This is a genomic window from Lysinibacillus sp. A1 (assembly GCF_000801965.1).
GTDB classification, from domain to species: Bacteria; Bacillota; Bacilli; order Bacillales_A; family Planococcaceae; genus Lysinibacillus; species Lysinibacillus fusiformis.
Genome location: NZ_JSZM01000015.1, coordinates 85,269 through 100,770, shown reverse-complemented (window position 1 = coordinate 100,770; position 15,502 = coordinate 85,269). Strand labels below are relative to the sequence as shown.

Genomic DNA, 15,502 nt, shown 5'->3' with positions numbered 1-15,502 from the left:
GTAATTAATCTTCGCCCTCTCACACCACAGCGCGTGCATTGGATTGTTTGCGTCTGTTAGCATTTCAAATGAACTGCGTACAGGCTGCCAATGTAAGGAAGAATTTAAAGTTGCCTGTTAGTCATTACACATTACTTCATCTCATTTATAAGACACCTACAAGGCAATCGTTTTCTCCTTTTCATTGCGATTACGTTTGTCTCATTTGATAAAGTTCATCCTTCAGATCGACACCAAATATCAAGTAATTAAACCAGTTCTTTCAACGTCCTACCATACCTATCCTTCCACGCAGTTAATCCATTCGCACTTCGCCCCATAACAATATCAGCTGCTGCGGATGGACTTGAAAACAATAAGTCCTCCATCACAACAAACTCATTATTTATAACCGCCACTTTTTCTAACAGGATTAGTTCATTTCGCTTCGCAATTGAACGCTCTCCGTAGGAATTTACATAATCAGTAGCAATTTTTGATCCCTTTAATAGAACAAAACCTTCCTGAGTTTGAATTCCCTTTGCTTTTGCACCACGAGCAGCCTCGATATAGAAAATATCATTCTCATTGATTTCTGAACTATCCTTGATTTCTTCAAATAACTTATGTCCAAGCGTATTCACCATCATCCTAAGATTACTAATGTATTCATCCATTTCCGCGCGATCTGGTTCTGATATAGAAGGCATTGGTGGGATATTTCCATTCATTAGAATATAACGATTTGTTGCTTTGGCTTTTTCATATAACTTATTTTCAATGTATTTAATATGAGCCTTATTTAAGTTTTCATCTTTATTAATGAATACGATCACTTCGTTCCAGAAATCTTTTTCTCGGAGATGGTCCTGTAAACGCTTATATACTTCCTCTGCTTCACCTATGTATACCGCTTTTTTATCATCATTATTGCGACCAAATAGCATGTAAACACCTGTAGAATTTAAATTAGGCCGATCCGCGCATTTTTTTACCTCTGTACGAGGAATTCTATACGCTAAGCCTGTCCAATTTGAAAGTTCACAAGTTAAACGGCCACTTGGTTCTCCATCTATTAAAAACGTTTTGATTGTTTTACCGAAAGTCAATCTTTTCTCTCCTTTTTGTACTAATCGCTTAACCTTTTATGTATCTTTCGCCAATGCCTTTTTAGTTGCTTTTTGATATGCGATTTAAAAGGTAATTCTTTCATCAATATATGAGCTTTTTTTGCATAAGCATTAAAATTACCGTATCCCAAATATTTATTACCCAGATGCGTATATAAATCATATAGTTTTCTTTTAGGACCTGGTCGACTCGTAGCATAAGCTATTCGTTTACTCGTTTTAGCTTTCTTATATGCGCGGGAATAATACTTGAATAAACTTTTCTCGCGAATTCTAATAATATTTTTATCTATAACGAAGCCCAAATAATCTAATGGACTAATTTCCATCTTCTCATTATAAATTATCTTCTCTCTAAATAAGCGTAGCTCTGTCTTCTTCTCTTGAATGATCAGGCCATCATCTTTATAGCGGCCAATTTGAATCATCAATTCATTCTTCCACTCTTCAAGTAGTCCCACAGTAGCGTTAGTTGTCGGAATAACCAGTATAAGATCATCACAATACCTTCTATATAAAGCGTCCGGATGCTTTTGCTTGGCCCATTCAAGCACTTCTTTATCAAAATCGATCAAATGCACATTAGAGCAAACAGCACTCATACCAGAACCTTGAGGTATGCCAAACGACTTCTTATTTACTTGAACTTTCCCTTGTTTAAACTGCCTAAATTCAGCTGGTTCCATAATTTGAAGCAATCGAGATCGAATCTTTTTCAGTTTCTTTTTACCGTACTTATCAAGTAAAAATTCTTCAAGGTCATCCCTCTCTACATATGAATAACACGTGATATTTCTATAAATTTTGTACCAATCTTTCGGCAACTCTTCCACATCTAAGACACGCTTTATTTTTTGCTTTAGAGATTTGTGATCTATATTGTCGAAAAAGCTTGTAAAATCTAAAGCTATAACTATTGCCTGGTTTTGTTTTAAAAGGAAATCAAACACTTCATAAGCAAAATCAATATTATTTTTACCGCTCTTATTATTACGGTAAGCAACGGCTATATTATCAATGCCCTTTTCAGACACATAATCGTTATATGCATAATTCAATAAGTCTCCATAATACTTATAAATAAAACCGTCCTTGTGAGCAGCATAGTATATTTCCCGTATTTTCTTGTCCTTCTTCTTGATCTTTTCACCATTTTCATTTTTTAATGTTATGTATTTTTTAAACTGAATTTTAAAATGGATGGACGGCAAAAAAGCATATGAAGCTACCCAATTTGGATCTTGGATGTTAGCTTTCATATGCTCATTATGTTTTAAATCTATTCGTTTATCAAAATGAAGATACTTCTTCGGCCTATATTTTGACCATTTAATTTTAGAAGAGCTAGAGAGGCCATGTAATCCTCGTGGTCCATTACTTCTGTTCATTACAGATCAACCTCCTAGCATAATTTGGCGGGGTTCGTCCAGATGGATAAATAGCCCTTTGACCACTAATCCCTTTTCAGAGACTTCTTAAAACGAATGTTACACTTACCATAAGGAGGTAATTATAACTGTGATTAGTTTATTCAATGTCGAAGATCCGAGTTTAATAGCGTTGGTTCTCAACATCTGGTGGTTTAGCGAGTTTATTAACGTTAAGAAACTTGCTAAACTTCGAAACTAATTGCTCTCACAACCAATTTTGGAGACAGTTATATTATAAATAAAATATTAAATTTTGTAAATCATATATAACTATAGATCTATTTTATACTAAATAAAGTTTCCAAGCATCTAGACTATCATTGAGACAAAAATACCGTAGCCCATTAAAATGAACTACAGTTAATAACATATATTCTGTATAAAGATATTTAATACATAGGATCAATTTGTTCTTCAATTAGTTCTCTTGCGGAAATAAATCATTCATTATTTGCTCAAATTCATCTTCACCCATTTCATCCCAATGATTAAATGCTCTCATAAACTTTTGATAATATTCTGGTTGTTCATAGCACATTAATTCTAAATATTCTTTTTGAGTGATTTTACCTTGTTCATCGGCTATGTTGCAACTGAATTTCAAACACAAGGTCTTGAGTTAGATACAGCAATCGTACATTGGGATGAAGATTTATACTGGCATAACGGACAATGGCAGTGCAACTACACTAAAACTGGTGCTAAAAATCCACAACAAATAAAAACTTAATGCCTATCGAATGCTTCTAACACGTGGCTGTGATGCGACGATTATTTATGTTCCTGATAAGCCAATATTAAAAGGTACCTGGGATTTGTTCATTTCATGAATTAAAAATGCCGGTACTATAATTTTTCGGAGGGACATTATTAAAATCTCTTAACTAAGCTTCAAATGCAGCTGTACAGAATTCTAACCAAATGCATACTGAAAAAAATCCAAATATAAATAAGTTGCATTCATAACAAAAAGCTGCTCGAACAAATCAAGCAGCTTTTTCATCTATAATTGTGCTAGCGCTAACTTACTCAGCATTATTTTTCTTATTACAAAATCAACATCCTTTAATACCATATTACTTGCACCTAACCACTACTTCTGTCTCTACTCGGTGGATATTAAAAGCAAGAATGCTTTTTATTAGCATTCTTGCTTTCCAAAGTTATAAATGTAACCATTCTGAATAGTAAATAAAAGCCATGGCCCAATTGATAACAATCACAATGTAACATGTTATCAAACATTGACTAGGAATATAGGATTAATCCGCAACAATTACCCATTTTTATCAGGAGTAATTTTTCGATAAATTCCTATTCCTGTAAGCCGATGGAAAAAGGAAACCTCAACCTTCCAATCATTCTCAATCATCTGGCGCATATCAATAATCCTTTTTTTTGATACAAGGTCAATTATTGATTTTACCTTCATTGGTTTTTTGAAGTGGTAATAATTCATCTAAAGGCTCGCTTTGCAAATAACCTTTTCTATGGAGAGCTGCATAAAAATTCCTATGACTTTTAGATTCAATAATACCTAAATTAGCTGCCCTATATCCTAGTACTTGAAGTGAGGTAGTCCATTTCTTTTTCAAATCAATGTAAGCATCTGGGTTAGTGACATGAAAAATATTTCGTATATAAAAATGCCTTAGCTAGAGCTGCCGAATACACATTAAATCGTATACATGGATTAAAAGCTTTTCTGTTCGATTGCCGAATTGAGATGGATAATAATCCAGCTGAAAATGCGATTCGCCCAAATGTGATTGGTCGCAAGAACTGGCTTTTTTCTGTGAGTGAAGCTGGTGTTAAAGCAAATGCCATCTGTTTGAGTTTAGCAGAAACAGCCAAAACAAACGGCATTGATTTCTATCAGTACCTTGTGAAGCTATTAACGGAGCTACCAAATTTACCGATTCAACAACAGCCAGAAATTTTACAAGATTACATGCCTTGGTCGAAGAATATCCAAGCCACATGTTCAAAATAGCCAGCTATCTGAAAAAAACTCAGATAGCTGGCCATTCATCGTGCGTACCAGAAGGTGCGCTTATTTTTGTATTTCGGCTTACTGTATACACATGTTACAGCGGTAACAATGGAGAATAATACGGACTTATATTTGGATTACTTAAAAGCTAATAGTTTATCTTTACTTTTATTAATTGTTTGCTATCATTCACGCAATTTACTACATTCTTTTATTTATTGTGTACTGTCAAAATTGATTTTAGATTCCACATTAAAATTCAACTTCAATTTTTGAAACAATTTCGCTCAATTTAAATTTTGATGGTTGTTCCCAAAAACGAGATGGTAATTCCATGTAGGTTGGAATTTCACTATCTAAACCTGTCACTAAATAAAGCTTAAAACTATTTGGATGTTGTTTGGCAAATTTTAATTCTCCAGGTGTCAAAATAAAAAAATTATTTGTGCTCGTTTTCACCTCAACAAAATGCTGGTTTCCATCTTTATCTTTGTAACTTAAATCATATTGTCCAGAGGTTGCTTGACCTGGCTTTAAAATTCCTAAATCTACAAATGCCTCAGACTTTGGCACCACATTTTCTTTACCATATTGTTCGCATAGTAAGTTATATATTAGCTGCTCACCTTTATTACCTGCAATTTTTTTAGCGTTATTAATTTTTTCCTCTCCACTTTTTGTGAAAACATTAAATTTACCCTTTTTTGCAGTTGTTGAAGTTGAATGATTGTTACGATAAGTAATATCTACCTTTTGAGGTATGACATTTTTATATTTTTTATAAATGTCATTTCCATTATTCATTTCAGATTGTTTCAATTTTTGATCCATATCTTTTAGCCAACATTTAAATTTATTTGTTCGCTTAAAATAAATCATTATTTGAACTTTAGAGTTTACTGCAATTTCATCTGCAAAAAGATTTTCGGGGTTCATCATTTCATAGTTCGACTTATAAACTACTTTTACATCTTGTTCAACTACATCTTCAATTAGAATAGGGAATCTATATTCAATTTCTTTTATAAAATTAAAAGAAACTTTATTTGGGATGTCATTTAATGCAATGTAAAACTCTTTATATGTATATAACTCATCTAAATAATTATTTTGTTTTATTTCATCACCTTCTCCATCAAGTTTACTAAATAGTTTATTACAATATTGTTCGAACGTTTTCTCAATATAGTCCTTTACTTTTCTAAACCAATATTCTCTAATATCGATTCGAATTAACTCGGATAGTTCATTTACATCTTCAATATCCTTTCCAATTACCATTAGCGCTTTAATAATACAATCCATTTCTTCGTCTTTTTTAATATACGTAAAATCAATATTGTTTAATTTACTAATGATATTTTCACTAGCACCTAAATCCGAAAAATACTTTACCACTATTTTTGTTATCGCATTTTCCATGAAAAGCAATTCGTATGCTTCATTCCATCTATCTATACCGTATATTTCAGCTACTCTTTCTCGTTTACGTGGTGTATCTTTTGAAATAAGCAATTCTACTAAGTTGATGTCAATCTCGAGTGTTAATAACTGCTTAAACATTTCAACAATAGCACTTGCAAATCCGTCAGCTAGCCGTAATTGTTCGATAGTTTGAATATCATTTGGTGATTTTAAGTAAAAATCCCTGTTTTCCTCTACAAAATAATAATCTTCTAATGATATTAATTGATTATTTCGTTCGATATCTTTTACGATTACTTCATCACATACAATAATATGCATTCTTTTTATTTTATCGACATTCGTTTTGTTTAAATCTATTGTTGATAGAATCGCCACTTTTATATCATTTATTTCTTGAATGAAATTTCCGATACTATTTTCCTTTTTTTCACAATTATTAAGCTTAAACTGAACATTAAAACGCTCGACACTTAACCAATTTTTTATTGTTGTAATACTTTGTTTTACAGGTATATAAATAAAATGATTTTCTTTTTCTAAAATTTTCGGCAATTTTCTATCTGCATATTTAACATATTTGTTCAAATAAAATTTCCCATCATTCGCAAGCACCTGTATATCATCTAAGCTGTATGTTGGCAATAGATCCCTTTTGTATTTAATTATTTCCGTATATAGTTTACGACTAATCTCACCTTTATCGAGTTTCGGTAATTGCAATAAAATTTGCTTAATTTCCACATCTTTTAACTGCCCCATTGATTCCTTAAAATCCAGCAGTTTAATCAATGTGTCACCGACGATTTCAGTTAATTCCTGTGTGCTAATACCGTATAAAGAAGGTATATGTCCCTTTAACTTATCGTACATTACGATTTGCTGTGGCGTGAATTTATGGCCATCCAACTGAATCCAAGGTGTTGTATTAAGAAGGTAAATTAAATACTCATTAGAATTAAAATTAAATCCCGTCCAGTTTGATTGCTGACTGACATTTGATTCTCTTCTGACAGAATGAAGCAACTCGAGTAAGTTTTCATCAAGATTAACCCATTCAACAATTTCAGAAGTTGTTAATTCGTTTAAAACATTTTCAAAGTGATCAATTTTTTTCACTTTTATATAGTTAATATTGAAATCAATTTCCTTTGTATATTTTTGCTTTAAAAAATCATTGAATTGTTTGCATTTAGATGGTTCCCCCATAACAATTAAGGGATACTTTAAAACACCACATTTTTCAATAAAGTTTTTAAATTTTTCAACATCATAACCATTGTAAAGCTTTGCCGGCTCCATTAAGGCCGTATATGTATTGTTATTAAATATTTTTTCACCAAGCTGATGTCCATAATGTTCCCCCAAAAACAGTTTATTGGCAGGTTTAATTACGCCATGAACATCTGGTAAATTATACGAAAGTTTTGAAAGCTCACTACCGCTTTGCAGTTTATTTTCATATTTTTCAAAAAACCAATTAATAAATGATCTCGCTTTTTCTACGGTATCAATTTGGCGGTTAATTGTTCCTATAATTAAATCCGAGCTACTTTGTTCGGTAAATTCGATAGCTAAGTATAATGCACTATAGGCAGCTAGTAATCGTTTATCACCTGCTTTGCCCGCCGTAAATTTTTCATTGATGTTACGCCATTCCTCTAGAAAGTTCGCTTTTATTTGATGAATAAGCTCTTCCACGTACGATTGTTGTAGTATACAAAGCTTTACCCAATGTAATTCATTTGGTAAGTAAGATACCCCCCCATCAGTTGGTAAAAATACTTTGTAGTTTTTTTGAATGTAGTTATTTCTTGTATCTAGTAAAAGCTCAGGCATAAAATCTGCATTTGCATAATGCCTACTCCACCATAAAAAAATCTTTATAATTGTAGCAAGATCCCAATCGACTTTTATCGCATTTATTTTATCGACTAGTTGCTCAGGCGTGTATTCGATTTCCGTATAGTCAATGAACGCTGCTAATTCGTTTATTAACTCAAAATGGTCGGCTGCCGTAATGTTTAGTAGTGCTTTAAAATGCCTACCTTTAAATTCTTTAGGCAAGTTACTTACTATTTTCGGATTTTCTTTTATTGATAAAAATTCTCCATTAATTGTTGGCAAAATTTTCGCTTCACTTAAAAGTTGTAAATAGTCGTCATATAAATCAAACAGCTCACCCATCCATAAACGATGCTCACTTTTTGGTATAACAAAATCAAGTGCTAAATCCCCGTATTCAGGTTGCGCTAATTGTTCTGCAATTTCTTTAATAAAGTGGAGAACGTGCTTAAATATTCGTTTATTTACACCTTCACTATCATTCGATATATTATCCCGCGAACTGTTCGTCATAAAAGGAGCATGAATTAAAGCATTAATTGGTGTTGGAAACTCTCGAATTGGAAAATAGCAATATAGCTTCTCTTTTTTAAAATCATAATCTTTATTTTTTGGCACAGCAATCGCAAGCATTGCGTCTTTGTTTCCGATTTGGACTACTTTATTTGCCACAAAATAATGCATTTTATGTTCAATTATACGATTAACAGTTTGTTGAATAATGACATCATTAGAAGTACCTATTTTTTCAGCTATTCGCTGCACTCCATCGACAGTTATTAAAATTTTGCTTATGTTTGGTAAAAATAGAAGTGATTTATAAAACGGCTGCTCTAGCTGGTGACTTATACTATTTTCATTTTGGGTGCTATGGTCTTTAAGTTTTATTCGAATTAGTGTATCAAAATTTGTTTCAATAGGCTCAATTTGCTCGGGGCAATTCATAATTGGAAAGCATAAATGGTATTCCTTTTTCCATGATAAAAGCTGTTTGGCCAAAAGTTCATTATGACGAAACTGATTAAAACAGCTTTTTGAAAATGCTTCACTAAATCGAATGGCAAATTCCCCTGAATATAACTCAACCCATTCTGCATTATTTAATAAAGATCGAAAACCCGTTCCTTTATTTCCGATATTTTGACTAGATTTATTGCTTGCTCTACCAAGACATAATCGCTCGATCGTTTCTTTTGTAAAAGTTGTACCTGTATTTCCAACTTCTAAAATTTGATTTTTAAATGTTACTTGAACTTCTACACCCTCATTATGATGAATATTTCCAAGCTTTTTTAGTTCCCCATATGCATCATCAACGTTTTGCAAAAGCTCCAAAATTTGTCTACCGTTATAATCTCGCATTAGCTCAAACTCTTCGCTACAAGCTTTTTCTAATTCATTGTTCAATTTTGAATCTGTATATTTCTCAATAAAAATAGCTCTTAAATCATCAATCGTCTTCCAATTACTCACTTTAAAGTACCTCCTTAATCCGTTCTACAGCCTATTCTCTATATCTTACATCATATACAATATCTGTTTCTCATAAAACTTTCATAGATACAAAAAAACACATTCTTCGAGGTTGAAAAACGCGTTTTTTTGCATGATATTGTTATTTTTCAATTGTTTGAACTTGGTACGCATCAATAATTTTAATTGTTTCATACGCTACCCTACTACCTAGGGATGCGTACAGTTGTTTGTCGCCAATGATATAAAATTCTTCTTTGGCACGTGTTGTAGCTACGTTCATGATGTTTGGGTCTGACACTGCCCAAGTAGCTGCACCTTTACTATTTGTATCTGCACCGAGCACTAAGTAAACAATTTTTGCTTCTTTACCTTGGAATGTGTGCACAGTGCCTACGTTTATAACGCGACCTTCTTCACGCTTAGTAAAATGGATTTGATCTAAATCTTTAATTAAACGGTTAGCTACATTGCGGAACGGTGTAATGACATAAATTTCATTTTTTGCTAATTCAGGCGTCTTCGTTAATTGAAGATTAATTAAACTTTTAATGATATCGCTCTGCTCTTTTACGTATTTATCGCGTGCATTTCCTTTCACATCAATCCAAACCGCTTTTCCTTTTGCTTCGTTTTTTTCCTTCCCTTGTACCATAAGACCGTTATAGGAAATTGTGTTTGATATCGAAAACATTGGCTCATTACATCTTCTATGAACCCATAGTGGAACACCTACCCAATCGTCCTCAGTTTTGTAGTAGCCAAATTGACTTGCAGCATCGGTTAATGTTTGGGTTGATGCGTCAGATGATACGAATTTATCGTTCACCTTGAAATGACAACCAATTAAATTTAATACGTTGGAGTCTAAAGTTAATACAGGTTTGATTTGTGATGGATCACCGACAACTACTACTTTTTTACTTCTAAAAATGGCACCGACACTTACTTGCGGAAGTGCTTGCCCTGCCTCATCGATAAATAAATAACCAAGACTACTTTCGTCAATTGCATGAAACATCCGATTAAAGCTTGCAAAGGTTGTGCTAATTACGGGAATCGCAAAATTAATCCAGTGCCAAGCTTCTCTAACTATTAGTTGACCTGTTACTCTACCTTCATATTCACTACGACTATTCCATATAATTTTTGAGGCGAATAAATGATCGACGTTGTCATATAAAAATTGCTTACGTACTTTCAAAGCTTGAATAAAAAGCTTCGTTTGTAGTTCACGGAATTTTTCAGTAAACCATGGATTTGATTTTTGTAATTCCTCATACGGCAAATCGAATTGTAAACCTTTTATATCTTGATTAGCTAATTCGATTTCTAACTCACGAATTTGTTTTTTTAATTTGTTTAATTTTTCTGTTTCAGCAGTAATCCAATTATTGAATTGTACAACTTTAGACTGCTTTTCGTTCTTGAACTTTTGTAATACATTTTTGATTGAGTGAATAGTTTGTTCGTTTCGTTGATTCAGTTTAAGAAAGCTGTTTCGGTTTATTAGTAACTGTTTAAGCTCTTCATTTGCGTTCGTTAATTGTAGAAAATAGCGCTCGACTTTAGCTCTAAATAATAGTTTTTGTAGCCACAGGAAGCTCAGTTTTTTAGACTGGATTAGCGCATAATTTCGTTCTGCTTGCGCACGATTTAAATCTAATTCAGCAATTTGGTTAGCTGTGACAAGATGCTCGTTATTAAGGTTATTTAGCTCCACTTGTAGCTCATCCATTTTGCGGTCTGTGTCGTTTAAAAACTCATCAAGCACTTGTTTTTTCGCTTGTTCTCTTTGTTTTAGGTGTTGTTCCTTTTGTGTTAATTCAGGCTTTAGTTTACGAAGCTTATAATATTTTTCACTTAGATGCTGCATATTTTGACGTTCAAGACTTGCAGTTTTATACAAATTTTTGAATTCCTCATATACTTGTGGCTCAGGAATGTAGTTTTCCTTTAAGTCCTTGGTGATTAGCTCAATTGTTAAATTTAACTGCTCCATATTTGAAGCTTTGCCACCTTCTATAGAGAACGTACCCCAGTTATCATGTCCTTTAAATGTCGGGTTCACTTCATACCTATTGTCGACATACTTTTTCTCAAGATGACAATTTGAAATATACGTAAAATAATTTACATTTTGTATATCTTCAATAAACTTTTCATCGATTTCTTTTATTTTTGGCAGCTCATTTACGATATTTTGCACGGCACCATTATTGGAGCTAGCTACAATAATATTTTTACAGGCAATTGATGCTGGTAATCGACCAAATTTATATTTATCTTTGTAAACAATCGTTCGATCTACCCTTTTCATAGCACTTGAAACGATTTCAATTGCCTGTTGAACAATTAAATCCGCAATAATATCTTTTAACAGCGTTGTTTTACCAGTACCAGGTGGGCCATTTACACTTAAAATTGAATTTTTTTGGTTAAGTGCTAAATTAACCGCCGCCTGCTGCATAAAAGATAGAGCAAACGCTGTATTACTTGGAAATCTCCCTAATGGATAATACTTCGGCTGCATAACCTCTTCTTCAAAAACTGTTGGGTTAAACAAATCCGAATTCTTGTTACTATCTAAGTTAATTTTTGTGCCAGTAAAGCCATTAATATATTGATTTAAATTACGATTATTAAGCTGTTTTGCACGGTTTAAATCTGAAATAAAAAATGAATGAAGGTTAGTATCCCCATTTTCGATATCCGTCAAATATTTATAACGAAAATTATCTTGCGTCACATTGTATCGAGTATAAAGCTCATTAAACGTCCCGTTAAAGTTTTCTTCAAAACGACGGCTCAAAATTTCTTTAAATTCATTCTCAACTTTACGTAAGTCTTCAGGGAAATCTCTTTTATTGCGAATATACCCACTACTTGTTAGAAATAAAAAATCATCCAAAAATTGCAATTCATGATTAAAATAAAGCGCAATTGTAAATTTTTCAGATTTAGCTATATCCTCATTTGTTTTTTTGATTTTATATTTTTTACGTAAAATTTCAACGACTTCCTCAAAGTCAAATATTCCAAAATACATAACTATGCCTGGTTTAAACTTTTTCGATCTAGCAAATGGATCTTTTCTTATTTGCTGTTCTATATACGTAGTAAAAAATTGTTTCCAATCTTGCTCTGGTCTATATAGTAAGTTGTACGATTTATCTTTTCTACTTATGGAGCCTTCTGAAAGCTGTTCTACAGTAATCCATGCATCCAATACATTATGATTTTTATTTACCATTAAATTCACCTATATAATTTATTATATTGCTCTTTTTTATATTTCAATTTTGATGCTGAATAATCCTCTACTTTATTGATTGTTGCCGTATATTTTTCTACCCCCAAAGCAAACACGCTTTATTCATATGGAAGAAAGCGTATAATTGTATCTTCTTAAATTTATCTTTAGACCATTATTTTTTGTGCCTATAACGAAAATCAAACGTACTTCTTTTCCCTAGCTCCATTAAACTTCTACTCATAGCCCTTGAAGAAGAATCATAATACAAACCTCGTTAATGAAGAATGGTTGAACTTAAAAACAACTGCTAAATATTTAGGGGTAAGTAAGAACTCCTTCTACAATTTTCAGATTTACGAATTAAATGTTTAAGAAGTAGCATACAAATTACTACCCATAGTTTTCGACACACTCACTGCACATTAGTGCTTGAAAGCCAAAAGTATACGATTCAGCAAGTGATACATCGTTTAGGGCATAAAGATATTAAAGTAACGTTGGAAGTTTATACCCGTGTCACAGCGGAATCGATGGAGAAGAATGCAGATATGTATGTGGAGTATTTAAACCAGCACAGTTTCTATGTAGCGAAACAATAAAAAAAATAAAATGCAGCCTAAATTCAGCTGCATTTAATAATACATTTCCAACTGGATTATTGAACTTGATTTACTATTCTATAGAATTATTCTTTACTTCTTATTCAAATACCTTGGAAATCTTCTGCAAGGATAATTGATAATTCATCTTTAGTAGGGTTTTCAATTTGCGCAGCTCTTTTAGCATGATTCATCAATAATTCATCAAATATATTACGAACAAGTCGGGCATTTGAAAAACTTTCATCTTTCTTCTCTACTAACTCTGTTAAAGTAATTTTAATTTTATTTTTAGCCTCTGAGTGTAAAATATATTCATTTTCATTACACATTGAAATTAAAATTGCTTCTAGTTCTTCAATACAATAATCCTCAAATTCAATAAATGTATTAAAGCGTGATTTTAATCCTGGATTTGATTCAAAAAATTTGTTCATCGGCTCTATATAACCAGCTACTATTACTACTAAATCTTCACGATAATCTTCTAACGCTTTTGTCAGTTCAGTTAAACATTCACGACCATATGAGTCACTCTGGTCATTTTCCGTAATACTGTATGCCTCGTCGATAAAGAGTACGCCACCTTTTGCTTTTTCGATAACTTTTTTAACTTTAATTGCTGTTTGACCTTGATAACCTGCTATTAAATCTGTCCTTGATACTTCTAAAAAGTGGCCTTTTGAAAGTAATCCAATTTTTTTATAAATATGACCGACAATACGAGCAACTGTAGTTTTCCCAGTACCAGGATTACCTAAAAATGCTAAATGCAGTGTATTTTTGGTTTGTACTAGATTGTGAGCTTTACGCATTTGCTGCACTTTCTGATAAGCAATTAATTTATTTACCTGTGATTTTACTTTTCCAAGTCCAATTAATGCTTCTAAGTCAGATAATAGTTCTTGCAGTGAACGCTTATCTTCAGTTTGAATTTCGTTATTACAAATATCTAAAACAGTTAAGTATCCGTAATATTTTATCAAATGTTCTTTTAGTACTTTCGACATCATTTTTCCTTCAGAGCTATAATTTTTCGAATCGACTACAGCATTTATTTTTTTCAATAGAGCAATCGTTGCAACTTCATCCTGAATTTCAGTTACAATTAAAGCTAACTTTGTAATTTCACCACTGTCACCTACAATTGCATCTAACTTAGAAGCAAAATCTAATAATTCTTTTACATATTTATTACTCATTTATACAATCCCTAAAATATTTAAGACGTACAAAATAATTACTATTCCCAATGAAGATCCACCTAATAACATAGTATTTTTATTTTTTTTCGTTAATAGTTGTATTTCATTTTCGTATTGTTTCTTTTGCTCACTCATTTGCGTATTAATTACAACAAGCTTTTCTTCCAAAGATTTTACTTCGCCTTGTAGTACGCTCGACTTTTCTTTTATTTCTTCGATATCCTCCCATATTTGGTCGATATCATAAAGATGTTGAAGTTTTTTTAATGAATCAACATAATTAATTAATAAATCAATACGATGACCATTTGTTAAATCATTTTTATTTATTTCAATAATTTGTTCGCCTAGTTGTTCTACATCACTTTTAAAAGTTTGAGTATTTTCCCATACCTCATCAATTTGTAAAACATGCTCAAGCTTTTTTAAATTATCCGTAAAACTTTTAATTTTACTAATCGTTTTATTCTGAGATTCAATAGAAATAGTACAGCTACTCAACGTCTGCTCGATAGATTTAATACCTCGCTTAGCTTCCTGTGCGTTGTCCCATAATACATCGATGGAATTTATATGCCTTTGTTTACTCAAGTCGGCTTTAAATTTCATTAAACCTTTAACAGATTCACTTTGTTGCAAAGCGTCATTATCCAATTTTTGGATTTTACTAATAATAGTCCTTAATTCTTTACTAAATCTCTGTGTATCCTCCCAAACTTCGTCAATATTCTCTAGGTATTTAAATTTATCGAGCTTGTCTTTAAAATCCCCTAATATCTTAAGAGTCTTTTTCTGAACTTCAATCGTTTTTTTTATATCTTTCTGAGCTTCTTTCGCTTCCATACTTGCCTTCTCAGCTGCTTTTACAGATACTAAAATACCTTGAATATATTCATTGTCTAAAGCTTCTAATGCATTATAAACTTCACCAAACTCTTTAATAAATTTAGAATTTAAGTTATTAAATTTAATTAAGTAATCTTGTACTTGGCTTGTTAAACTATTTAACTCGACACCAGTTACTTTATGGTCAAACCAATTAAATAATCCCCCACTCACATCTACTTGTTTTAATGCTAGTTGGTCTGGTTTCGTTAAAGAAAATTGCTTAATATTATTTTTTGCTTTGTCAAAATTATGTTTTTTAATAACTATATTCGTCATGTT

Annotated in this window: 9 protein-coding genes and 2 pseudogenes; 4 read left to right on the top strand and 7 right to left on the bottom strand. The window is 32.1% G+C overall.

Features of this window, described 5'->3' with window-relative positions; all coding sequences use genetic code 11:
• Positions 1-248: 248 nt before the first annotated feature.
• Together PI85_RS13945 and PI85_RS13940 are read right to left on the bottom strand one after the other, a co-directional pair.
• Positions 249-1,088, bottom strand: coding sequence for a GIY-YIG nuclease family protein (locus PI85_RS13945; protein ID WP_036120110.1), 840 nt, complete (start codon positions 1,086-1,088; stop codon positions 249-251).
• Between the two features lie 20 nt (positions 1,089-1,108).
• A complete protein-coding gene (locus tag PI85_RS13940) occupies positions 1,109-2,497 on the bottom strand; it encodes a reverse transcriptase domain-containing protein (protein WP_082011579.1) in 1,389 nt (462 codons plus the stop codon).
• A gap of 613 nt (positions 2,498-3,110) precedes the next feature.
• On the opposite strand from PI85_RS13940, the gene PI85_RS24885 reads away from it, so the two are divergent.
• Positions 3,111-3,269, top strand: coding sequence for a DNA/RNA helicase domain-containing protein (locus PI85_RS24885; RefSeq protein ID WP_235318487.1), 159 nt, complete (start codon positions 3,111-3,113; stop codon positions 3,267-3,269).
• 585 nt (positions 3,270-3,854) lie between these two features.
• Here PI85_RS24885 and PI85_RS24880 read toward each other — a convergent pair.
• Positions 3,855-4,167, bottom strand: a pseudogene (locus tag PI85_RS24880) (transcriptional regulator); the annotation flags it as partial.
• A gap of 23 nt (positions 4,168-4,190) precedes the next feature.
• Between PI85_RS24880 and PI85_RS25235 the strand changes: the two are divergent.
• Together PI85_RS25235 and PI85_RS25230 are read left to right on the top strand one after the other, a co-directional pair.
• Positions 4,191-4,343 (top strand): annotated as a pseudogene (locus tag PI85_RS25235) (transposase); the annotation flags it as partial.
• Complete coding sequence (locus tag PI85_RS25230; protein WP_369794262.1) at positions 4,335-4,532, top strand: transposase domain-containing protein; 198 nt, start codon at positions 4,335-4,337, stop codon at positions 4,530-4,532. The pseudogene PI85_RS25235 and the gene PI85_RS25230, both read left to right, overlap by 9 nt.
• A gap of 252 nt (positions 4,533-4,784) precedes the next feature.
• On the opposite strand, the gene PI85_RS13920 is transcribed toward PI85_RS25230, so the two are convergent.
• Both PI85_RS13920 and PI85_RS13915 read right to left on the bottom strand, forming a co-directional pair.
• Complete coding sequence (locus PI85_RS13920) at positions 4,785-9,275, bottom strand: protein NO VEIN domain-containing protein (RefSeq protein ID WP_052323527.1); 4,491 nt, start codon at positions 9,273-9,275, stop codon at positions 4,785-4,787.
• Positions 9,276-9,417: 142 nt separating this feature from the next.
• Positions 9,418-12,528, bottom strand: coding sequence for an ATP-binding protein (locus PI85_RS13915; protein ID WP_036120123.1), 3,111 nt, complete (start codon positions 12,526-12,528; stop codon positions 9,418-9,420).
• Between the two features lie 362 nt (positions 12,529-12,890).
• Between PI85_RS13915 and PI85_RS23940 the strand changes: the two genes are divergently transcribed.
• On the top strand, positions 12,891-13,130 hold the full coding sequence (locus PI85_RS23940) for a tyrosine-type recombinase/integrase (RefSeq protein ID WP_144422568.1): 240 nt from the start codon (positions 12,891-12,893) through the stop codon (positions 13,128-13,130).
• Between the two features lie 104 nt (positions 13,131-13,234).
• On the opposite strand, the gene PI85_RS13910 is transcribed toward PI85_RS23940, so the two are convergent.
• Both PI85_RS13910 and PI85_RS23620 read right to left on the bottom strand, forming a co-directional pair.
• Complete coding sequence (locus PI85_RS13910) at positions 13,235-14,332, bottom strand: AAA family ATPase (protein WP_036120126.1); 1,098 nt, start codon at positions 14,330-14,332, stop codon at positions 13,235-13,237.
• Positions 14,333-15,499 carry a hypothetical protein gene (locus tag PI85_RS23620; RefSeq protein WP_052323526.1) on the bottom strand — a complete coding sequence of 389 codons (1,167 nt, stop codon included), beginning with the start codon at positions 15,497-15,499 and terminating at the stop codon, positions 14,333-14,335. It lies immediately after the preceding gene.
• Positions 15,500-15,502: the final 3 nt, after the last annotated feature.

Coding starts and splice junctions, on each gene's coding strand:
- PI85_RS23620 (WP_052323526.1), bottom strand. CDS start 15,499: ATGACGAATATAGTTATTAAAAAACATAATTTTGACAAAGCAAAAAAT.
- PI85_RS13915 (WP_036120123.1), bottom strand. CDS start 12,528: ATGGTAAATAAAAATCATAATGTATTGGATGCATGGATTACTGTAGAA.
- PI85_RS13940 (WP_082011579.1), bottom strand. CDS start 2,497: ATGAACAGAAGTAATGGACCACGAGGATTACATGGCCTCTCTAGCTCT.
- PI85_RS13910 (WP_036120126.1), bottom strand. CDS start 14,332: ATGAGTAATAAATATGTAAAAGAATTATTAGATTTTGCTTCTAAGTTA.